This is a genomic window from Streptomyces sp. T028 (assembly GCF_048159505.1).
In the GTDB taxonomy this organism is placed as follows: domain Bacteria; phylum Actinomycetota; class Actinomycetes; order Streptomycetales; family Streptomycetaceae; genus Streptomyces.
On sequence record NZ_JBLRVZ010000001.1, the window covers coordinates 119369 to 139541 of the forward strand.

23 protein-coding genes and 1 tRNA gene are annotated in these 20173 nt (G+C 69.3%); 7 read left to right on the forward strand and 17 right to left on the reverse strand.

Going from position 1 to position 20173, the window contains the following annotated elements; translation table 11 throughout:
• Positions 1–5: 5 nt before the first annotated feature.
• The 3 genes from ACLZN2_RS00660 to ACLZN2_RS00670 form a co-directional block, all read right to left on the reverse strand.
• Positions 6–473, reverse strand: coding sequence for a hypothetical protein (locus ACLZN2_RS00660; protein WP_416976311.1), 468 nt, complete (start codon positions 471–473; stop codon positions 6–8).
• 232 nt (positions 474–705) lie between these two features.
• Complete coding sequence (locus ACLZN2_RS00665) at positions 706–1791, reverse strand: ABC transporter ATP-binding protein (RefSeq protein ID WP_416976312.1); 1086 nt, start codon at positions 1789–1791, stop codon at positions 706–708.
• Positions 1792–2100: 309 nt separating this feature from the next.
• Complete coding sequence (locus ACLZN2_RS00670; RefSeq protein WP_416976313.1) at positions 2101–3435, reverse strand: RNA-guided endonuclease InsQ/TnpB family protein; 1335 nt, start codon at positions 3433–3435, stop codon at positions 2101–2103.
• Positions 3436–3610: 175 nt separating this feature from the next.
• Between ACLZN2_RS00670 and ACLZN2_RS00675 the strand changes: the two genes are divergently transcribed.
• A tRNA-Thr gene (locus ACLZN2_RS00675) sits at positions 3611–3686 on the forward strand.
• A 126-nt stretch (positions 3687–3812) separates the two neighbouring features.
• Here ACLZN2_RS00675 and ACLZN2_RS00680 read toward each other — a convergent pair.
• On the reverse strand, positions 3813–4712 hold the full coding sequence (locus ACLZN2_RS00680) for an aminoglycoside phosphotransferase family protein (protein ID WP_416976463.1): 900 nt from the start codon (positions 4710–4712) through the stop codon (positions 3813–3815).
• On the opposite strand from ACLZN2_RS00680, the gene ACLZN2_RS00685 reads away from it, so the two are divergent.
• Together ACLZN2_RS00685 and ACLZN2_RS00690 are read left to right on the forward strand one after the other, a co-directional pair.
• Complete coding sequence (locus tag ACLZN2_RS00685; RefSeq protein WP_416976314.1) at positions 4690–5400, forward strand: rhomboid-like protein; 711 nt, start codon at positions 4690–4692, stop codon at positions 5398–5400. The two genes, ACLZN2_RS00680 and ACLZN2_RS00685, sit on opposite strands and share 23 nt — an antisense overlap.
• Positions 5397–6803 (forward strand): NAD(P)/FAD-dependent oxidoreductase, encoded by a 1407-nt coding sequence (locus ACLZN2_RS00690; protein ID WP_416976315.1) that lies wholly within the window; start codon positions 5397–5399, stop codon positions 6801–6803. The genes ACLZN2_RS00685 and ACLZN2_RS00690 overlap by 4 nt, the downstream gene beginning before the upstream one ends.
• A gap of 117 nt (positions 6804–6920) precedes the next feature.
• Here ACLZN2_RS00690 and ACLZN2_RS00695 read toward each other — a convergent pair whose 3' ends face one another.
• Positions 6921–8414, reverse strand: a complete 1494-nt coding sequence (locus tag ACLZN2_RS00695; protein ID WP_416976316.1) for an MFS transporter — start codon at positions 8412–8414, stop codon at positions 6921–6923.
• A gap of 102 nt (positions 8415–8516) precedes the next feature.
• A complete protein-coding gene (locus ACLZN2_RS00700) occupies positions 8517–9488 on the reverse strand; it encodes a zinc-binding dehydrogenase (RefSeq protein WP_416976317.1) in 972 nt (323 codons plus the stop codon).
• A gap of 127 nt (positions 9489–9615) precedes the next feature.
• Here ACLZN2_RS00700 and ACLZN2_RS00705 point away from each other — a divergent pair, with 127 nt between their 5' ends.
• Positions 9616–10302 carry a pentapeptide repeat-containing protein gene (locus ACLZN2_RS00705; RefSeq protein WP_416976318.1) on the forward strand — a complete coding sequence of 229 codons (687 nt, stop codon included), beginning with the start codon at positions 9616–9618 and terminating at the stop codon, positions 10300–10302.
• Positions 10303–10388: 86 nt separating this feature from the next.
• Here ACLZN2_RS00705 and ACLZN2_RS00710 read toward each other — a convergent pair whose 3' ends face one another.
• Positions 10389–10808 (reverse strand): hypothetical protein, encoded by a 420-nt coding sequence (locus ACLZN2_RS00710; protein WP_416976319.1) that lies wholly within the window; start codon positions 10806–10808, stop codon positions 10389–10391.
• Between the two features lie 180 nt (positions 10809–10988).
• Entirely contained in the window at positions 10989–11489 is a 501-nt protein-coding gene (locus tag ACLZN2_RS00715) for a hypothetical protein (protein ID WP_416976320.1), read from the reverse strand.
• 7 nt (positions 11490–11496) lie between these two features.
• Here ACLZN2_RS00715 and ACLZN2_RS00720 point away from each other — a divergent pair, with 7 nt between their 5' ends.
• Positions 11497–12921: a M1 family metallopeptidase gene (locus ACLZN2_RS00720; RefSeq protein ID WP_416976464.1), complete on the forward strand. Its 1425-nt coding sequence runs from the start codon at positions 11497–11499 to the stop codon at positions 12919–12921.
• Between the two features lie 5 nt (positions 12922–12926).
• Here ACLZN2_RS00720 and ACLZN2_RS00725 read toward each other — a convergent pair whose 3' ends face one another.
• Positions 12927–13445, reverse strand: a complete 519-nt coding sequence (locus tag ACLZN2_RS00725) for a GNAT family N-acetyltransferase (RefSeq protein ID WP_416976321.1) — start codon at positions 13443–13445, stop codon at positions 12927–12929.
• Positions 13446–13454: 9 nt separating this feature from the next.
• Positions 13455–13820 (reverse strand): ATP-binding protein, encoded by a 366-nt coding sequence (locus tag ACLZN2_RS00730; protein WP_416976465.1) that lies wholly within the window; start codon positions 13818–13820, stop codon positions 13455–13457.
• Positions 13821–14110: 290 nt separating this feature from the next.
• Between ACLZN2_RS00730 and ACLZN2_RS00735 the strand changes: the two genes are divergently transcribed.
• Entirely contained in the window at positions 14111–14965 is an 855-nt protein-coding gene (locus tag ACLZN2_RS00735) for a helix-turn-helix domain-containing protein (RefSeq protein WP_416976322.1), read from the forward strand.
• Positions 14966–14975: 10 nt separating this feature from the next.
• Positions 14976–15176, forward strand: a complete 201-nt coding sequence (locus ACLZN2_RS00740; RefSeq protein ID WP_416976323.1) for a DUF397 domain-containing protein — start codon at positions 14976–14978, stop codon at positions 15174–15176.
• Here ACLZN2_RS00740 and cyaB read toward each other — a convergent pair.
• The 7 genes from cyaB to ACLZN2_RS00775 all read right to left on the reverse strand — a co-directional run bounded on the left by cyaB (position 15131) and on the right by ACLZN2_RS00775 (position 20021).
• Complete coding sequence (cyaB, locus tag ACLZN2_RS00745) at positions 15131–15697, reverse strand: class IV adenylate cyclase (RefSeq protein ID WP_416976324.1); 567 nt, start codon at positions 15695–15697, stop codon at positions 15131–15133. The genes ACLZN2_RS00740 and cyaB overlap by 46 nt on opposite strands.
• 19 nt (positions 15698–15716) lie before the next feature.
• The gene (locus tag ACLZN2_RS00750; RefSeq protein WP_416976325.1) at positions 15717–16475 is read right to left on the reverse strand and encodes a helix-turn-helix domain-containing protein; all 759 of its coding nucleotides are present in this window, start codon (positions 16473–16475) and stop codon (positions 15717–15719) included.
• Between the two features lie 115 nt (positions 16476–16590).
• On the reverse strand, positions 16591–16845 hold the full coding sequence (locus ACLZN2_RS00755) for a DUF6332 family protein (RefSeq protein ID WP_416976326.1): 255 nt from the start codon (positions 16843–16845) through the stop codon (positions 16591–16593).
• 68 nt (positions 16846–16913) lie between these two features.
• Complete coding sequence (locus ACLZN2_RS00760) at positions 16914–18164, reverse strand: IS256 family transposase (RefSeq protein ID WP_416976327.1); 1251 nt, start codon at positions 18162–18164, stop codon at positions 16914–16916.
• A gap of 215 nt (positions 18165–18379) precedes the next feature.
• Complete coding sequence (locus ACLZN2_RS00765; protein ID WP_416976328.1) at positions 18380–18826, reverse strand: nuclear transport factor 2 family protein; 447 nt, start codon at positions 18824–18826, stop codon at positions 18380–18382.
• Between the two features lie 246 nt (positions 18827–19072).
• Positions 19073–19489, reverse strand: a complete 417-nt coding sequence (locus tag ACLZN2_RS00770) for a nuclear transport factor 2 family protein (RefSeq protein WP_416976329.1) — start codon at positions 19487–19489, stop codon at positions 19073–19075.
• Positions 19490–19589: 100 nt separating this feature from the next.
• Complete coding sequence (locus ACLZN2_RS00775) at positions 19590–20021, reverse strand: Rrf2 family transcriptional regulator (RefSeq protein ID WP_416976330.1); 432 nt, start codon at positions 20019–20021, stop codon at positions 19590–19592.
• Between the last annotated feature and the right edge of the window lie 152 nt (positions 20022–20173).

The following is a 20173-nucleotide window of genomic DNA, read 5'->3' on the forward strand; positions in this document are numbered from 1 at the left end:
GCGGCTCAGCTGTGCGCCGCGAGGACGCCCGAGGCGAAGGAGGTGTCGCAGACCGGGCGGGCGTAGGACTGGGCGCGCGAGGGGCCGTACATACGGACCGCGGCGCGGCCCAGGGCGCGGGCGATGGAGGTGCAGTGCCTGGCCAGCGACGGCTTGCCGTTCACGGCGGCCTGGAGGTGGGTCAGGGCGGTGCCCGGGCCCTTCTCCTGGAGCTCGGTCAGCAGCTGGTCGCGCAGCACGTCCTGAGGGGCCTGGGGGGCGCCGTGGGAGGTGCGGTGCGCGGTGGAGACGTCGGAGGCGGTGAGCACCGAGTCCGAGGGGTCTCCCGACCAGTTGACCCGGGTGACCGCGAGGGTTCCCGAGAGCACCATGACGACGGGCAGGACGAGGGCGAGCGAGCGGCCGATCCGGCGGGCTGGGCCGCCCTGGCCGCGTTGCGTGCGCTGGGTGGAGTGGTTCGCGGAGTGCTTCACGCGTGAGAGGGTAGCGCCCCGTAATCATTCGGCGACATTTCGTCACTCGGACGGGGGATGAAGTGGTGTCCCTTGTGGGGTAGTGGGTTGACGGTCGTTGGTCCGGTCGAGGGATTTGTCCGGTGTGCCGGGGTGTTCGCGGGCAGCGAGAAGGGCCCCGCAGCGCTCTGCGGGGCCCTTCTCGTCAACCTGGCCGAAATGCCCGGGTTCCAGTGGGTCGGCCGGAGAGGTCTCAGTCGGAGAGACGCTCGCCCGTGGAGGTGGAGAACACATGGGTCTCGCCCGCGCGCGGGACGACGTGCAGCGTGCTGCCCTTCTCCGGGACCTCACGGCCGCCGACGCGGACGACCAGGTCCTTGGCCTCGCCGCCGACCTGGGCGGTGCCGTAGACGAAGGCGTCGGAGCCGAGCTCCTCGACCACGTTCACGACGACGCCGAGGCCGGTGTCGGAGTCGGTGGTGACGTCGAAGTGCTCGGGGCGGACACCGACGGTGACCGACTTGTCGGTGGTGGAGGAGAGCGCGTCACGCTGCACCGGCACGACCGAGTTGCCGAACTTCACACCGCCGTCGGCGATCGGCACCTCGACGAGGTTCATCGCGGGGGAGCCGATGAAGCCGGCCACGAACAGGTTGGCGGGCTTGTCGTACATGTTGCGCGGGGTGTCGACCTGCTGGAGCAGGCCGTCCTTGAGGACCGCCACGCGGTCGCCCATCGTCAGGGCCTCGACCTGGTCGTGGGTGACGTAGACGGTGGTGATGCCGAGACGGCGCTGGAGGGACGCGATCTGCGTACGGGTCGAGACACGGAGCTTGGCGTCGAGGTTCGACAGCGGCTCGTCCATGAGGAAGACCTGCGGCTCACGCACGATGGCGCGGCCCATCGCGACACGCTGGCGCTGACCACCGGAGAGGGCCTTCGGCTTGCGGTCCAGGTACTCGGTGAGGTCGAGGATCTTCGCGGCCTCCTCGACCTTCTGCCGGATCTCCGCCTTGTTGACGCCGGCGATCTTGAGCGCGAAGCCCATGTTGTCGGCGACGCTCATGTGCGGGTACAGCGCGTAGTTCTGGAACACCATGGCGATGTCCCGGTCCTTCGGCGGCAGGTGGGTGACGTCGCGGTCGCCGATGCGGATGGCGCCGCCGTTGACGTCCTCGAGCCCCGCGAGCATGCGGAGCGAGGTGGACTTGCCGCAGCCGGACGGGCCGACCAGGACGAGGAACTCGCCGTCCGCGATCTCGATGTCCAGGGAGTCGACGGCGGGCTTCGTGGAACCCGGGTAGATCCGGGTCGCCTTGTCGAACGTGACAGTGGCCATGGCTCAGAGGCCCCCTTCTACCGGCAGGAACGTGCCGGACGATCCGTTGTAGGAAGGTGGTTGGTGTAGTCCACATGAGTGAACTGGCTCAGGACGGTACCTCGGGTCCGGCGGATCTGTCAGTACCTGGAGGCATGTGAACTTCGCGGAAATTTTCGACAGGGCAGAGCAGCCGCCTTTTGACCTTGGTTCCTGCTTCACTGCCCGCCGCCGATCACACACAGCCCTGTGAGCTGCGCCTGACCGGTCTTACGTGGACTCCACAGGCATGACGGCCGACGGCCCGTCGGTCCGTACCGCACCAGCCGCCTACGCGGCCAGCAAACGCATCCCCTCGTCACGCAGATTCACGGCGGCATTCACATCCCGGTCATGCAGCGCCCCGCACTCGGCACACGTCCACTGCCTGACCGACACGTCCAGCCGCGCGCCCACGGCGTGACACGCCGAGCAGCGGCGGGTCGACGGGAAGAAGCGGTCCACGACCACCAGCTCCCGCCCATACCACTCGCACTTGTAGCGAAGCTGCCGCAACAACTCACCCCAGCTCGCGTCCAGGATCGCCTGGTTCAGCTTCGCCTTCCGCCGCCGCCCCTTCCCACGCCCCGCACGTGACAGGGATGCAACGGACAGATCCTCCACCACGAGCACTTGGTTCTCGCGCACGAGGCGGGTGGTCAACTGGTCCAGCATGTCCCTGCGTACGTCGCTGATCAGCGCATAAAGGCGCGCGATCTTCTGCCGGACCTTGGCCCGGTTCCTCGACCCCCTCACCTTCTTGTGCAGCTCCCGCTGCAACCGCGCCAGTTTCTCCGCGTACCGCTTCAACAGCCGCGGATGATCAACCTTCGTCCCATCGTCCAAGGTCACGAGCGACGCCAGCCCCAGATCCAGCCCCACCGCCTTCGGCTCCCGCGTCCCCGGCACGTATACAGGAGGCAGCGGCGATATCCGCTCCTCCACGAGCGTCGACACGAAATACCGCCCCGCCCGATCCCGCGTCACCGACAGCCGGACCGGAGCCACCCCCGCGGGCAGCGCCCTCGACCACCGGACATCCAACGGCTCCGACTGTTTCGCGAGCGTGATCAGCCCCGTACCCGGCCGCTCCGGATCCTCCACCCACCGGAACCCCGTCCGCACATAAGTCGCCGAATCCCGCGACCGCCTCTTCTTCTTCCGCCTCGGATACCTCGCCCCACCCCTGAAGAACCGGCCGTACGCCTGATCCAGATGACGCAGAGACTGCTGGAGAACGGTCGACGACACATCCTTCAACCACGCCGTCTCCTCCCTCCGCTTCCAACCCGTCAGCGCCCGGCACGTCTCCGCGAACCCCACATTCACCCTGTGCCGCTCCCAGGCTCCCGACCGCAGCGCCAGCCCCTCGTTGTAGACCCAGCGACAGGCGCCGAACGTCCGCTCCAATTGCTGGGCCTGCTCCTCGGTCGGATAGAAGCGGAACCGGTACAGCCGGTGGTGGGTGTCGGGCTCCTTGGCGTGGGACTTCAGCCGGGTCGCCTGGCGTGTGTGGTGTTTGCGGCGGTCGCCGATGTCGAGGACCTCACGCTTGATGCGCTCGGCCTCCTCGCCCCGCACGGCTTCCGGCTTCGGGTTCTCCGCCTTCTCGACCGTCTTCCCCATGGATCCCTCCCCGACGATCCGATCTTCGGAACAGCACGTCAGACCGATCAACGAACGGGTGCGCGGTTGGTTACGCGCGGTTTTGGGTCGTGTGGAGTCGAGAAGTCCGTGGCTTGCGGGAACGGGGGCTGTGTACAGTGGAGCAGCCTTCGCGTGCGGCGTTGTGGTGCGCGGTGCCTCCTTAGCTCAGTCCGGCCCAGAGCGGATCACTTGTAATGATCAGGTCGTCGGTTCGAATCCGACAGGGGGCTCTGAAAACCACCAGGTCAGGGGCCCCTCGCTCAAGGAGTGACGGGGCCCCGAGCGCATCAGGGGCACCACCGCCGGCAACCGATCGTCGGCGTGTGCGGCGCGTTTCAGAGTGGACCTGCTCTGCGTCAGGTCAGGCGGTTCCGCAGGCGGCGGCCGATCTCCCATTCGGCCGACGCCAGCTGGTCACCGTCCTCGATCCGCCACAGGGCGTTCTGCAGCAGTCGGCCCAGGGTCCAGGCCCTGGCCCGCTCCCGGTCGAGCCCCAGCACCTCGGTCAGCGCGTCGAAGCGCCAGAGGACGTCGTCGGGATCGAAGCGGTTGGTCAGGGCAGGCCAGAGTTCGAAGCCCGGGTCGCCCCCGAGGGGCTTGGGGTCGATCGCGAGCCAGGGGGCCCGGTCGGCGGCGAGGACGTTGTCGTAGTGGAGGTCCCAGTGCAGCAGCCGGTCGCCCGGCTCGGCTGCGACCTCCCGTAGGGCGGCCGCGCAGTCGGCGAGCAGACGGCGTGCTTCCGGATCGGGGGTGCGGGCGAGCGCCCCCGGGGTCCGCTTCAGCAGGGACTGCGCGATACCGCCCAGTTCCCGCAGGCCCTGCGGCGCGGGGACGGACGTCAGACGCGCCAGCAGGCCCCCGATGACCAGCACCGCCGCGTGGACGTCCGCGACGTGGGACAGCGTGCGGTGTGCGTCGAGGCGTTCGAGGAGCAGGGTGCCGGTCGGCTCGTCGTGCCGCAGCAGCCGTACCGCGTGCTCGCCGTTCCACGCCCGCAGGGCGACCGGCTCGCCCGCCGTCTCCTCGTCGAGGAGCTGCAGCTTGAGCACGGCCCGGGTGCCGTCGGCGGCGGTCACCGGGACGACCAGCGCGCACACGCCGTGCATCGGCGGACCGTCGATCCGCAGCTCCCAGCGCTCCAGGAGGGCGGCCACCAGGTCCGGCAGCCCCGCGACGAACGCCCGCCCCGCCTCGCCGTTGTTCTTTACCTGTTCTGTCACCAGTGCGCCCGGAATGTCGATCACCTCGCGGACGATACTTGCCGGTGTGAATCGGCTCCCGCGGTTTTCCGGTGTGCGGCGGGCGGTGTGGTCGTACGTCCGCAGCGCGCCCGGCACCTACGTGTGGCTGACGGTGCTGTTCTTCACCACGGTCGCGCTGCACCACATGTCCCCGGAGTTCGAGCGGGAGTTCCTGCGGCAGCGGTCGACGAACCTCCACGAGCTGTCCCGGCACCCCGTGCGGGTGCTGATCGCGAGTGCGATGTGGATCGACGGCGGGTACTGGCTGCCGTACGCGGTGCTGTACTCCGTCTTTCATGCCCGGGCCGAGCGCTGGCTGGGGACCTGGCGCTGGCTGACGGTGTGCGTGGCGGCGCATGTGCTGGCCACCCTGGTCAGCGAGGGCGCGCTGCTGAAGGCGATCCGGGACGGGATGGCGCCGGCGTCCTCGGTCAACACCCTGGACGTGGGCGTGAGTTACGCGCTGGCCGGGGTGGTGGCGGTGCTCGGCTACCGGATCCGCGGGCCGTGGCGGTGGGCGTATCTGGCGGTCGTGCTCGCCTTCTTCGCGGTGCCGCTGGCCGCCGGGCCGACCTTCACCGACTTCGGCCACTTCGTCGCCGCCCTGATCGGTCTTGGCTGCCTTCCCCTGGTCAGGGGGCGGGAAATAGTACGGAATCCGAAGGAGACAGGGGGCGTTTCCCCGGATAACGTCCGGCCATGAGCACCTCGGCAAGCGATGTCGTGAACGGCGGGATCTCCTTCTGGTACGCGGACGACGGACTCCCGGCGGTACGGGAGCCGCTGGGCGGCGACCGGTCCGCCGACGTCGTGATCGTCGGTGGCGGCTACACCGGGCTGTGGACGGCGTACTACCTCAAGAAGACGGCCCCCGACCTGCGGATCACCGTCCTCGAGCAGCGGTTCTGCGGCTACGGCGCCTCCGGCCGCAACGGCGGCTGGCTCTACAACGGCATCGCGGGCCGCGACCGGTACGCCGCCCTGCACGGGCACGAGGCCGCCGTACGGCTCCAGCGCGCCATGAACGACACCGTCGCCGAGGTGGTGCGGGCGCTCGCCGAGGAGGGCGTCGACGCCGACGTCCATCAGGGCGGGGTCCTGGAGGTCGCCCGCACTCCGGCCCAGCTGGCCCGCCTGAAGGACTTCCACGCGCACGAACTGTCGTACGGGGAGAAGGACCGCGAGCTGTACGGCGCCCGCGAGACCGCCGAGCGGCTGCGGGTCGCGGGCGCCGTCGGGTCGACGTGGACCCCGCACGGGGCGCGCGTGCACCCGGTGAAGCTGGTCAAGGGGCTCGCGGCGGCCGTCGAGGCGCTGGGCGTCGAGGTGTACGAGTCGACGCCGGTCACCGAGATCCACGCCGGGCGGGCCGTGACCCCGTACGGGACCGTGCGCGCCCCGTACGTGCTGCGCTGCACCGAGGGCTTCACGGCCGCGCTGAAGGGCGAGAAGCGGACCTGGTTGCCCATGAACTCCTCGATGGTCGCCACCGAGCCGCTCACCGACGAGCAGTGGGCTGCCGTCGGCTGGGAGGGCCGGGAGGCGCTCGGGGACATGGCGCACGCCTACATGTACGCCCAGCGCACCGCCGACGGTCGTATCGCGCTCGGCGGGCGCGGAGTGCCGTACCGCTTCGGCTCGCGTACCGACCACGACGGCAGCACCCAGCCCGCGACCGTCGAGGCGCTGCGGGAGATCCTCGTCGCGTTCTTCCCGGCGCTCGCCGGGGTGCGGATCGAGCACGCCTGGTCCGGCGTCCTCGGCGTGCCGCGCGACTGGTGTGCCACGGTCACCCTGGACCGGGCCTCGGGCCTCGGCTGGGCGGGCGGTTACGTCGGTTCGGGGGTCGCCACCACGAACCTCGCCGGGCGGACCCTGCGCGACCTGGTGTTGCTGGACTCCGGGCGGGGCGGCAACACCGAGTTGACCGTCCTGCCGTGGGTCGGGCACCAGGTTCGCCGCTGGGAACCGGAACCGCTGCGCTGGCTGGGCGTCCAGGGCATGTACGCCACCTACCGCACCGCCGACCGACGTGAGACGCGGGCGCACAGCGTGGGGTCCTCGCGGCTGGCGCGGATCGCGGACCGGGTGGCGGGGCGGCACTGAGCGCTCCGCTTTGGGGGGGCGATGTGTCGTCGTTCGTCTGCGGCGCCGTTGTGGCTGGTCGCGCCCACGCGGCGGAGCCGCATATCGATACGGCCCCGCGCCCCTTTGGGGCGCTGCTCAGCGCACCGATTCCGGTACCGCCTCCTGGGACGGGACCTCGTGTTTCGGGGGTTTCGCCGTCACCATGAGGCCCGCGATCAGGCCCGCGAGGAGCATGATTCCGGCGGCCCACCAGATGGCGACCGTGTAGCCGTGGACGATGCCCGCGCGGGTGACCACGCTGCGCTCGGCGGGGTTCGTGAGGTGGGCCGTGATGTAGGCGGCGCTGCTGGTGGTGGCGATCGTGTTGAGCAGCGCCGTGCCGATGGAACCGCCCACCTGCTGTGAGGTGTTGACGGTGGCCGAGGTGACGCCCGCGTCCTTGGGGGCGACTCCGGCGGTGGCCGTGGCGAAGACGGGCATGAAGGTCAGGCCCATGCCGAGGCCCATGAGGAGCAGCGCGGGCAGGATCTCGCTGGTGTAGGAGGAGTCCACGCCGATCTGGGTGAGGAGCACCATGCCGCTCGCGGCGAGGATCATGCCGGGGACCATCAGGGCGCGCGGCTGCACCCGGCTCATCAGCCGGGCGGAGATCTGGGTGGAGCCGACGATGATCGCGAGGGTGAGCGGCAGGAAGGCGAAGCCGGTCTTCATGGGCGAGTAGCCGAGGATGACCTGGAGGTAGTAGGTCATGAACAGGAACAGGCCGAACATGCCGATGATGGCCAGCATCATGGTCAGCAGGCAGCCCGCGCGGTTGCGGTCCTTGATGATGTGCAGCGGCAGCAGGGGGCTCGGGGCGCGGGTCTGCCACCACACGAAGGCCGCGAGCAGGACGGCCCCGCCCGCGAACAGCGACAGCACGAACGGATCGCTCCAGCCGCGCGACTCGGCCTCGCTGAAGCCGTAGACGATCGCGAACAGACCGCCGCAGCCCAGGATCACCCCGGGCACGTCGAGGCGGGCCGGGTGGCCGGGGGAGTCGTGCAGCAGGACGGTCGCGCCGAGCACGGCGATGATCGCGATGGGCACGTTGACGTACAGGCACCAGCGCCAGTCGAGGTACTCGGTGAGCACCCCGCCGACGATGAATCCGATCGCGGCGCCGCTGCCGGCCAGGGCGCCGTAGATGCCGAAGGCCTTGCCGCGTTCCTTGGGATCGGTGAACGTCGTGGTCAGCAGGCTGAGCGCGGAGGGCGCGAGGAGGGCGGCGAAGACTCCTTGGAGGGCGCGGGCGCCGAACAGCATCCCCGGGCCGGCGGCCGCCCCGCCCAGTGCGGAGGCGCCGGCGAAGCCGATCAGTCCGATGACGAAGGTGCGTTTGCGGCCCACGAGGTCGGCGATCCGGCCGCCGAGCAGCAGCAGGCCGCCGAAGGCGAGGGTGTAGGCGGTGATCACCCACTGGCGGTTGCCGTCCGACATGCCGAGGTCCCGCTGGGCGGAGGGGAGCGCGATGTTCACGATCGTCGCGTCCAGGACGACCATCAGCTGGGCGAGGGCGATGATCACCAGACCCCACCAGCGGCGGGGGTCGGATTCCGTCGAGGGTTCACCTGTCCGGGTGACACTCATTTGCCCAGAAGACCATGAATAAGGATGTATTGCATCCCTTTGCTGAGGGTCCGGGGCAGTCTTTGCCGGGGCATGAGCAGTCTTTGCCGAGGGTGTGGGCGGTCATGGTTCCAGGACCACCTTGCCGACGGTCCCCCGGTTCTCCAGGGCGCGGTGCGCGGCGACCGCCTCGGCGAGCGGGAAGCGCTGGACGGCCGGGGTGAGCCGGCCGGCGGCGGCCTCGGCGAGGGCCCGCTCCTCCAGGGCGCGCAGACCGCCGGCCCGCTCCAGCATCACCGGCCCGAGGACCGACCGGGAGACGCCCTCGACGAAGTGCCCTTTTCCCTCGCGGATCCCCTCGGCGGACCAGCCGAAGACGAGGTGCTGTCCACCGGGGCCGAGGAGGGCGACGGCCTCGCGGGCGACCTCCCCGCCGACGCCGTCGAGGACGACCGTGACGGCCCTGCCGCCCAGGTGGGCGTGGACCTTCTGCGGCCAGGACGGGTCGGCGTAGTCGACGGCGAGGTCGGCGCCGTTCGCCGCCACCAGGGCCGTCTTGCGGGGCCCGCCGGCGAGACCGACGACCGTGGCGCCGGTGGCGCGGGCGTACTGGACGAGGAGGGTGCCGATGCCTCCGGCGGCCGCCGGGACGAGGACCACCGCGTCCGGCCCGAGCTCGGCGAACTGCAGGATCCCCAGCGCCGTACGCCCCGTGCCGATCATCGCGACGGCCTCGGCGAAGTCCAGGCCCGGCGGGATGTCGTGCAGCCGGTCGGCGTCGGTGACGGCGAGCTCGGCGTAGCCTCCCGGCGCGAAGCCGAGGTGGGCGACGACCCGGCGGCCGAGCCAGGAATCGGGGGTGCCCGCACCGAGCGACTCGACGACTCCGGCGACCTCCCGTCCGGGGATCGTGGGCAGGGCGGTCGGCGCGGGGGCCGGCCCCCGCATACCCTCACGCAGGGCGGTGTCCAGCAGATGGACGCCCGCGGCTCGTACGGCGATACGGACCTGGCCGGGGCCGGGGGCGGGGTCGTCCGCCTCCTCGTGGGAGAGGTTCTCGGCCGGGCCGAAGGCGTGCAGACGGACGGCGTGCATGTGGGGTCCCCCATCGGTGTTCCGCTCAGGGGACCCACTCTTCGACCTCAAGCGGACTTGAGGTCAAGGGCGGGCGGGAAGGCGCAGGTCAGGGGGGACTGTCAGTGGCGCGGTGCACGATGGGGGCATGGCGAAACGAGCGAGCGGTGGGACCGGCGGGGCGGGAGTGAAGGGGGCGCGGCGGCCGGGGATGCGGCTGCCCGCGCTGGAGCCGTTCGGGGGAGGGGAGCTGGAGCCCGACGGGGACTACGACGGGGTGGAGTTCCGGGAGCTGGACCTCGCCGGGCAGGACGGCGCGGGCGCCCGCTTCATGGACTGCGCCCTGACGGAGTGCGCGCTGGACGGCGCGCGGCTCGGACACGCCCGCTTTCTCGACTCGGTCCTCACCGGCATACGGGGCGTCGGCACCGATCTCGCGGACGCGACCCTGCGTGACGTCGAGCTGGCGGAGGCCCGCCTCGGCGGTACGCAGCTGTACGGCGCCGTGCTGGAGCGGGTGCTGGTCCGCGGCGGGAAGATCGACTTCCTGAATCTGCGGCAGGCGCGGCTGCGGGACGTAGTGTTCCAGGGCTGTGTGCTCGTCGAGCCGGACTTCGGCGGGGCCCGGCTGGAGCGGGTGGAGTTCGTGGACTGCGCGGTGAGGGCGGCGGACTTCACGGCGGCGACCCTGACCGACGTCGACCTGCGAGGCGCGGCCGAACTGGGTGTCGCGGCCGGCGTGGACCGGCTGTCGGGTGCGGTGATCAGCATGGCCCAGCTGCTGGATCTGGCGCCGGTGCTGGCGGGGCAGCTGGGGATCAGAGTGGAGGGCTGAGATGGAGGGCTGAGATGGAGGGCTGAGGCGACGGCCGCCGCCCGGACGCCCGACGCCACAGCCCTCCGTTCAGCAGCCCTGCCGGTTCAGCCGACCTTGCGGAAGGTCCAGGCCTGGTAGGGGTCGCCGTACTCGGGGGCGAGGGCCACGCGCGGCGGGAAGATGCGCAGCAGGCTCATGCCGAGCCGCATGGGGGCGTTCGGCACGCCGATGCGGAAACTGTTCGGCTCCGCCGAGGGGAGCAGATCCCAGGTGCGCTCGTCGGCCCGCAGCATCGTCAGCTCGTGCAGGTCGGGCTCGCCCTCGTAGCTGACGAAGAGCGGCAGGTGGGTGCTGATCGACGAGATCATGTGCCCGGAGTTGCCGTCGCTGCGGACCTGCCACTCCTGGAGGCCCTGGCCCTCGGGCAGCAGCGCGAGGGGGGCACCGGGCTCCGGCCCCAGCGCGGTGAGGAGTTGTTCGTCGGTGAACGCGATCTGGTAGAGACCGTCGGGGACAGCGGCCATGGCACGCCCTTTCGTGGGTGTCGCAGGTTCGGCGCACACGTCCGTGCCGTACGCCGGGGGCCGCCACGGTGACGGCCCCCGGCGGAGGTGTTGCCGTTGGCGTATGCCACGTATCAGGGACAACGACCGCTTCACCGGAACGGCAGGGGGCGCAAGGGCGCACACCGGCAGGCCGCGCGGTCAGCGCAGCCGGGGGAAGCGGGCCTGGAGGGTCCAGATCGCCGGGTTCTCGCCCAGGTCCTCGTGGAGGTCGATCAGATCGGCGAGGAGGTCGTGGAGGAAGTCGCGGGACTCGCGGCGCAGTTCGGTGTGGGAGAAGGTCAGCGGGGGTTCCTCGGCCGGCATCCAGTCGGCCTCGATGTCCACCCAGCCGAAGCGGCGCTCGAAGAGCATGCGGTCGGTGGACTCGGTGAAGTCCAGCTCGGCGTACTGGGGGCGGGAGGCGCGGGAGCCCGCCGGGTCCTGGTCGATCCGCTCCACGATGTCGCACAGCGCCCACGCGAAGTCCAGCACCGGCACCCATCCCCAGGCTGTGGACAACTCCCGGTCCGCCTTGGTGTCGGCGAGATAGACGTCACCGCAGAACAGGTCGTGCCGCAGCGCGTGGACGTCGGCGCGGCGGTAGTCGGTCTGCGGCGGGTCCGGGAAGCGGTTGGAGAGGGCGTAGCCGATGTCGAGCACGAGGGTGATGGTGTCATGCCCTCGTAGGATCGCGGTTGTGCCCCGATACGTGCGCTCGGTCCTCGTGCTGCTCCTCCTCACGGCCTGCTCGGGCGGCGGCGGACAGGGAGCCGACGGGGCGGCGGGCGTCGGCGACCCGTACTTCCCCAAGTCCGGCAACGGCGGATACGACGTCACGCACTACGGCCTGACCCTCGCCTACGACCCGGAAGGCGCCCCGGCGCTGACCGCCTCGGCGGCGATCACGGCCCGCGCCGGCCAGGACCTCGACTCCTTCCACCTGGACCTGAAGGGCCTGGACGTCAAGGAGGTCACGGTCGAGGGCACCCGGGCCGACTGGAGCCGCAGCGGCCAGGAACTCAAGGTCCGCCCGGCCCATCCCCTGGACAAGGGCGAGACGTTCCGCGTCACGGTCGCCTACTCCGGCACCCCGCGGCCGATCAGCGACCCCGACGGCTCGACGGAGGGCTGGCTGCGCACCGCGGACGGCGCGCTGGCCCTCGGTGAGCCGGTCGGCTCCATGGCCTGGTTCCCCGGCAACCACCACCCCTCCGACAAGGCGTCGTACGACATCGCGGTCACGGTCCCGAAGGACCTGACGGCGGTCTCGAACGGCGAGCCGGCCGGCGAGAGGACGACCGGCAGCCGCAGGACCTTCACCTGGCACACCCGCGAACCCATGGCGAGCTATCTGGCCACCCTCGCGATCGGCCGCTACACCGTCACCCGCTCCACGACCAAGGACGGCCTGCCGGTGTACGTCGCGGTCGACCCGTCACAGAAGTCCGCGAGCCGCGAGGTGCTCGCCCGGCTCCCCGAGGTCATGGACTGGGCGCGGCTCAACTTCGGCCCCTACCCGTTCTCCTCGACCGGCGCGATCGTCGACCGCCCGGAGGACGCCGGCTACGCCCTGGAGACCCAGAACCGCCCCGTCTTCCCCGGCGCCCCCGACACCGCCACCCTCGTCCACGAGATCGCCCACCAGTGGTTCGGCGACTCCGTCACCCCGAGGACCTGGCGGGACATGTGGCTCAACGAGAGCTTCGCGACGTACGCCGAGTGGCTGTGGGAGGAGGACGAGGGCGGCGCCACGGCGGAGGAGACCTTCACCGACCTCTACGACAACGGCGAGGACGACTACCCCGACCTGTGGGACTTCCCGCCCGGCGACCCCCCGACCGCCGCCGACATCTCGTCCGACCCCGTCTACCAGCGCGGCGCGATGATCATCCATCGCATCCGCCGGACCGTGGGCGACGACACCTTCTACGACCTCGTCCAGGGCTGGACCGCCACCCACCGCCATGGCACCGCGGACACCGACGACTTCACGGCGTACGTCGAGAAACAGGCACCCGACGAGGACTTCGACGAGATCGAGGAGATCTGGGACGACTGGCTGTACGGCAAGGGCAAGCCGGAACTGCCCTGAGGGTGTCAGGGGCGGAGCTTCTTGCGCAGCACCGCGCAGGGCCGCCCCAGTTGCAGATCCCGCCGGTGCCCTGCGACCTCGTACCCGAGGGCCGTCCAGAAGGCGAGCCCCTTGGGATTGGCGTCGAGCACGGCGAGCCGTACAGCCGTACGGCCGCCCTCCCGGAACCGCTCCTCGACCCGCTCGGCGATCCGCCGCCCGTACCCCTGCCCGTGCGTCCCGGCGTCGACCATCAGCAGCCCGATCCAGGGGTCCGGATCGGCCGGGTCGGGATGGTGGGCGAGCGTGATCGCGACCCCGACCAGCCGCCCCTCGCTCCGCGCGAGCAACACCTCCACCTCTGGATGGGCCAGCTCCTCCGCCAACGCCGCCGCCACCTGCTCCGGCCGGATGTCGTCCGGATCCGGGAAGTCACCGCTGAGCGCCTGGAACTCACGGTTCGAGGCGTAGAGAGCGGTGAGTTCGGTGAGGAGCGGGGCGGGGATGTCGTGGTCGGGGGTGAGGGGGAGGGATTCGAGGATCACGGGGGCAGGCTAGTCGGGGGCGGCGGGCCGGGGGGTACGGAGTTCGAACCAGACACGCTTGCCGTATACGGGTGGTGCGTGACTCGGGTATCCGGCGCCCCAGTCGGCCGCGAGGGCGTCGACCAGGAGCAGACCCCGACCGCTCTCGCTGTCGCCGGCCGGCGCGGGTGCCGCAGGCAACTCCGTGGCCCCCTCGTCGTAGACGAAGACCCGCACCCTGTCGGCCGTGACGGACGTCAGAAGGCGCAGATTCGGGGTGGTCGTATGCACGACGGCGTTGGTGACGAGCTCGGAGACGAGGGGGCGAGCGGTGTCGGCGAGGTCGAGGGTGTGGCCGTGGGCGGTGAGGAAGAGGGCGACGGTGTCTCGGCAGATCTTGGGGGTGAGGGGGGGTGGAGGGGACGGTGAGGTGGTAGTTCTGCGGGTCGATCGGTCTGGGGTGCATGGGCTTCAACTTCCTTGTTGAACCGTGGGGTTGCGCGGGTGGGCCGCCGTGGCTCGGGCACGCGGGGGTGACTGCACTGCGGGATTACCGGCTTGCCGCGTTGCCATGAACGTAGGGGGCAAGATTGCTACGTAGCAAGGTTGCCTCCGGGAGGTTCACTCGTGTGAGTGGAGCCAGCTGCCCGCAACCAACCGGAGGCGGTCGCTGAGAGGATCGGGCCATGCCGCAGAGAGATATCCCCACAGCCCGTCAGGCCCGCCTGGGTGCCGAGTTGCGGAAGCTGCGTGAACTCGCCGGTAAGACCGCACGTGAGGCCGCCGGGCTGCTCTCCGTCGACCAGGCGAAGATCAGCCACATGGAGTCGGGGCGGATCGGCGTCAGCGAAGGGCGCATTCGGCGACTGGCTGTCTTCTACGCATGTGACGACCGCGACCTGATCGAGGCCCTGTGTGCCATCGCCCGGGAGTCTCGGGGAAACGGCTGGTGGGATGAGTACCGGGGATTGCTTTCGCCCGGCTTCCTGAATGTGGCGGAACTTGAGCATCACGCCCGGTACCTACGGAGCGTCCAATTGGTGAATGTGCCCGGGATTCTCCAAACCGAGGGCTACGTCCGATCGATCCACCGCAGTTACACGCCGACGCTTCCCGATGGGGAGGTCGATGTGCGGGTCGAGTTCCGTATGAGGCGGCGAGGTGTGCTGGAGCGGGAGTCACCTCCCCCCTTCCAGGTGGTGATCCACGAGGCGGCTCTGCGGATGCGCTTCGGTGGACGCGCGGTCGCCAAAGGGCAGTTGGAGTACCTGCTGGAGGCCTCGGAATGGCCTGCGGTGTCGCTGCGGGTCCTGCCCTTCACCTGCGAGGAGTTCATCGAGGCCACCAATCAGCCGATGTACGCCGGAGGTATCGTTCCGCAGCTCGACACCGTGCAGTTGGACAGCCCGAGGGGCGGCGTCTTCTTGGGAGCGGAGGCCGAAGTCAAGCGCTACAGGCTTCTGCTCGACAATGCCGAGAGGCTGTCGCTCGGGGAGTCCGGGTCCCGGCAGTTCATCCATGACATCGCACACGAGCTTTGAGGATCCGCACATGACAGTGCAGTGGCAGAAGTCGACCTTCTCGGGCGTCGAAGGCGAGAACTGCATCGAACTCGCCGACGTCCAAGGCGACATACTCCTCCGCGAAGGCGAGGCGCCCGGCGACGTACTCGCGGTGGCTCCCGTCGGGATGCTCGCCTTGATACGTTACGTCAGGGCCGCACCTCGTCGCGCCGCCACCGCGCCCGTATAGGTTTCCCGCGTCAGGTCCTCGGGCCTGAGCCCGAGCTCAAGCAGAACGGAGCGGATGTCGTCCAGGGCCGCGTTCACCTCGTCCTCGTCGACTAGGGTCTCCAGCTCGAGAAACGTGCCATTGATCTCAGGCACGCGCACGAGGGTGGCGAGCATCTGGCGACCGCGTGCTTCGAACTCGTAGTTGCGGCAGTGCTTCTCGAACGCGATGATCTCCACGTGCCCGAGGCCACGCAGGATGGCGTGCATCGCCTCCGCATCCTCGACGCGGGTTTCGTGCTCAGGTTTGGATCCGGACTCCTCGTCAACCGCAGCGCCCTTGAACGTGAGTACCGTCCGCGTGCAGTCGGCACCGTGTACCGTCCTGACCCGCAACTCCTCGTCCGCCTTCTTCAGCGAACCATCGGGGCGGTCGTAGTAGGTGTCTCGGTACATCTCGACACGGGCCGTTGCGCGCGCGTCAAGTTGCTGCACGACCATCTCGGGTGCGTGCACCCTGGCTTTCAACTCCGCTTCGATCACGAACCGCTCCCCTTCCAGGTCAGACCGTGCGTTGTGCACCGGCGACGACTGCCTCGAACATCCTCCGGAAGCCGCGAAACAGCGGTCCGTGTGGAGTTTCCATGACCTTGTACGTCGCCGACTCGTGTCCTTCCCGTCCTGCGTCGAAGGCTCCGACAAACATGGTGGAGTCCATGCGAATGAGCCGCCAAGTCGGCAGCGTGTGGTAGCGCCAGACGCTGATGTCGCAGGAGCCTGCCAGCTCACGCAACCGCGCCTCGGCCAATCGCACGCCGCCGGCAAGAGATTCGGCGGACTCTCCGATTTCGGCCGCGCGTTGTGTCAGGGCATCGCTGTCTGGATCGAGGAGTGCGACCCTGACCTTGAGGCCACTTCCACCTTGCTCTCGCGGCAGGCAGGCACGTAGCAGGCTGTCGTTGAGCCCGATCAGTCCGAGCCCGCGAACAGCCAGTACATCCAGCTCCGTTGCTTCACGGGCCTGCTGCTGTATCTCGATGGCCGCAGAGTTCTGAGCGGCGTAGACACGGACGACTTCAGGGAAGGCGGCTAGATCGAAGGCGGGGCCTCCGGTCCGCTTCTCCCGGCTCGCGGCCAAGCCGAGTAAGTGGCGGGCGTCGTCCGGCATGCGCAGACCGTCGGCGATGCGTTCGTAAACGTCCAGCCGGGATACCTCCCGGCGACCGTTGATGATCTCGTTGACTCGGGCCTGTGTCATGCCTGCCGCTGCGGCGATGCGGGACTGGCTGGCACCGGCGTACTGCTGCGCGTATCGAAACACGGCTCCCATGTTCCGCGCAGAGCAATTGTCAAGACCTGTGGATCGCTGAGGAACCCACTGCTGGCGCTGCAACTACACGCCATAGGCGGGAAATGCCGCGACTTCCTCGTGGAGCTCAGCGGCCTTGACGGCGGTGTGCGTCGAACCGGAGCAGTACCGACACCAGACGCCATGTCCAGGCAGCCGCGCCGGCCAAGGCGCCTCCCATCAGCATGGCCTTCCTCGTCGACTCAGATACGCCGAGGAGCAGTGCTGGGATCAATGCCACCGCGAACACGGCCACAGCCAGTAGGGTGCCCGTCACGAAGGCGAAGACGATCTCCACCGTCATTGCGTCCTTCTCCCAGCGTGACTCCCGCCCCATGTCCATGCCGCAAGTCTCACACGATGCCCATCCGCAGCCGAGCAGTTGCCAGCTTCTTTGACGCGGCCGGTCTTTCACGCCACTGCCTCGGCGTGCTCGACCAGGGCGCCGTTCTCGAACCGGGCCCCAGACCGGACCAGGGGCACGAGGTGGGCGCCGGTGATCGCGCGCCAGCGTTCCTGGGCGGACTCGACGAGCTTGAACACCATGGCCCGGGCGGCGGCCGGGCTGCCGGCCCCGCGGGTGACTTTGGTGCGGAGCTTGACCGTGGTGAACGTCGACTCGATGGGGTTCGTGGTTCGTAGATGGAGCCAGTGCTCGGCCGGGAAGTCGTAGAACGCCAGCAGCTCGTCCCGGTCGTCGGTGATCTTCACAACGGCCTTTGGCCACTTGGCGCCGTAGGTGCGGGCGAAGGCCTCGATCGCCTTCTCGGCGTGGGCGCGATTCTCGGCGTTGTAGATCTCCTGCATCGCCTTCGTCGCGCCCGGCTGTGCGGACTTCGGCAGTGCGTTCGTGACATTTCGAGCCTTGTGGACCCAGCACCTTTGATGCCGTGCGGCGGGGAACACCTCGGCCAGGGCCTTCCACAGGCCCATCGCGCCGTCGCCGACCACCAGCTCCGGGTCGCGCATGCCGCGGCGGCGGCAGTCGCGCAGCAGGTCCGCCCACGACTCGGTGGACTCCCGCAGCCCCTCGGCCAGGGCGATCAGCTCCTTCGTGCCGTCCAGACGGACGCCGAGCAGGACCAGCACGCACGAATGTGCTTGGCCGAGCCGGACCTTCGGGTGCACGCCGTCGGCCCACACGTAGACGAAGTCGCGGTCGGACAGGTCGCGGTCTTGGAAGGCGGCGTGGTCGTCGCTCCACTGCTTCGTCAGCCGGGTCACTGTCGCGGGCGACAGCCCGGCCGTGCCGCCGAGGAACTGCTCCAGCGCCGGGACGAAGTCGCCGGACGACAGTCCGTGCAGGTAGAGCAGCGGGAGTACCTCGGAGATCTTCGGCGACTTGCGGCACCACGGCGGCAGAATCTTCGAGGGGAACCGCTTGCGCTCGCCGGTCTCGTCGTCGACGCGGCGGTCGTTCACCCGCGGTGCCTTCACCTCGACCGGACCTGCGGCGGTGACCACGGTCCGAGGCCGATGGTGGCCGTTGCGGACCACCATGCGCCGTCCGCGCTCGTCGGTCTCGGCCGCCAACTCGGCTATGTACTGGTTGACTTCCGCCTCCAGCGCGGCGGCGAGCATCCGGCGGGCGCCCTCGCGCACGATCTCGTCGATCAGGGAGCCGGACTCGGTGGAGCCGGCGGCGTTCACTACGCTGAGCACGGGCGTGCCTTCCCGACCCGCGCTGCAACGCGGGCCTACTCGGTGACCATCAAAGGATCAATCGGGAAGGTACGCCCTCCGCGTCCGTCCCTGGGCCGATCCACAGGTCTTGAGCATTGCTCGCCCGAGCGGGGGAATCCGGCTGGCCGCTGACGCGCGGGGGGAGAGCGGAGCTCATCGGTCCCCTTGGTGCAGTCACGAACAGGTTGTACCGGCTACATGTTGTCACGTACGGACTGACCCCAGGACGCTCCGTCTGTGTGGGTGCCTGCGAAGTCGGGGTCTTCGTAGATGTGGAGCCTCTTGATCTTTTCGCCCTGGAACTCGAACACGTTGCAGAAGAGTCCGAAGGATGAGGATCCGTCGGGGAACTCCACACCGGATGTCGTCTCTCCCTTGACAGCCCCTTCGACGACGACGTAGTCGCCGGACGTGAGGACGTTGAAGTGCGCGATGTCGTGCTCGATGTCAGCGATGCCCCGGGCGAAGCCTTGGGCGAAGGCCCCGATCTGCGCCAGGCCCTTGGCGGTTCCGAACTTCGGGAAGAACATCTGCGCGTCGTCCGCGAAGAGTTCGAGGAGTGCCGGATCGGCGGCATCGACCAGGCGGAAGTACTGGATGGCTGTTGCTTCGCGCTGCGCGTGGAGGTCGTTTTCGTTCATGGTCCGTTCCGCTTTCCGTGTTGCCGATGCTCGTGGTTTCCATAGGGCACCGTTTCGACCTGATTCGTTTGAGGAGTCGCGTCGGCCCGCCGAGGAGTACGCGGCATGGCACTACCTGGTCTGACGACTGGGGACGCCTGCATGCGACCGGGGAGAGAGATCCGCCGACAGCTTCGGCCGTGTCTCGGCTGACCCTCTACGCACATGCCCGGCTGCCCCGGGCCGCGGGGGTCCCTGAGCCTCCGCTCAGCCGGCGTTGAACGCCTCGGCGACGGTCAGCGTGTCCTCGTACAGGTGCATGCGAGCTATCCGGCCGTCCTCGACCGCCAGGTGCATGGCGACCGGTGTGGTGAACTCCTTGCCGCTGGCCGCGGCGGTGTGTGTGAAGATCGCCAGCAGCACCACGTCACCACCGTCGACGATGAAGCGCTCCAGTACGACCTTGCTCTGGCCGTGGGCGAAGTGCGGCCACATCGTGGTGAAGTACGGCGCGACCTCCTCCCGGCGGGTACGGCGCCCGGTCCAGGGCAGCGCGTCACTGCCGGGGACGTGCCAGTCGATCTCCTCGGAGAACAGTTCCTGGATGCCATCGGGGTCCTGCCTGCCGAGGCGCTCCAGGAACTCCTCGGCCACGGTCCGCGAGGTCTGAGTGTCTGTTGTCATCGTCCTTGTCTTCTATCTCTTCGTTGGCGTAACCGTTTTGGTTACATCAATGGGCGTGGAATGCGACTCCCCTCGATCGAGGGAAGTCGACGGTCCGAGGTCAGGCGGCTTTCAAGACGTCCCGCAGCACGTCCTCCAGCGTGGTCTTGGCCAGCTCCCTGCACAGGGCGGCCTCCACGTCGTCGTACACGGCGGTCATTGCCGGCCCGATGCCGTGCCCTACGACGCACTCGGGGTCCGGTGTCGCGCGATGCAGGGCGAAGACCGGCCCCGGTTCGATCGCCTGATAGACGTCGAACAGAGTGATCGCCGCCAGGTCCCGCGCGAGCATCCAGCCCGCCCCCGCTCCTCGCCGCGAATCGGCCAGGCCGGCCTTGCGCAGCTCACCCAGCAGGCGGCGGATCACCACGGGGTTGGTGTTGACGCTCGTCGCGATCTGCTCGGAGGTGGCGACCTCGTGGCCACGCCGCTGATACAACCCGATCCATGTCAGGGTGTGCGCCGCGATGGTCAGCCTGCTGTTGGCACTCATGTCGGACTCCACCTCCCGTACCGCTCCATTCTGGTCGTAACCATATTCGTTACAACTGCATGTGGCAAGTCCTGTGGGGCTGGCTGGACCCGCCTCGTCAAGGAGCACGCCACCCACAGGACCCCAAGATCACCCGGTGGCGGGTTTCTGGC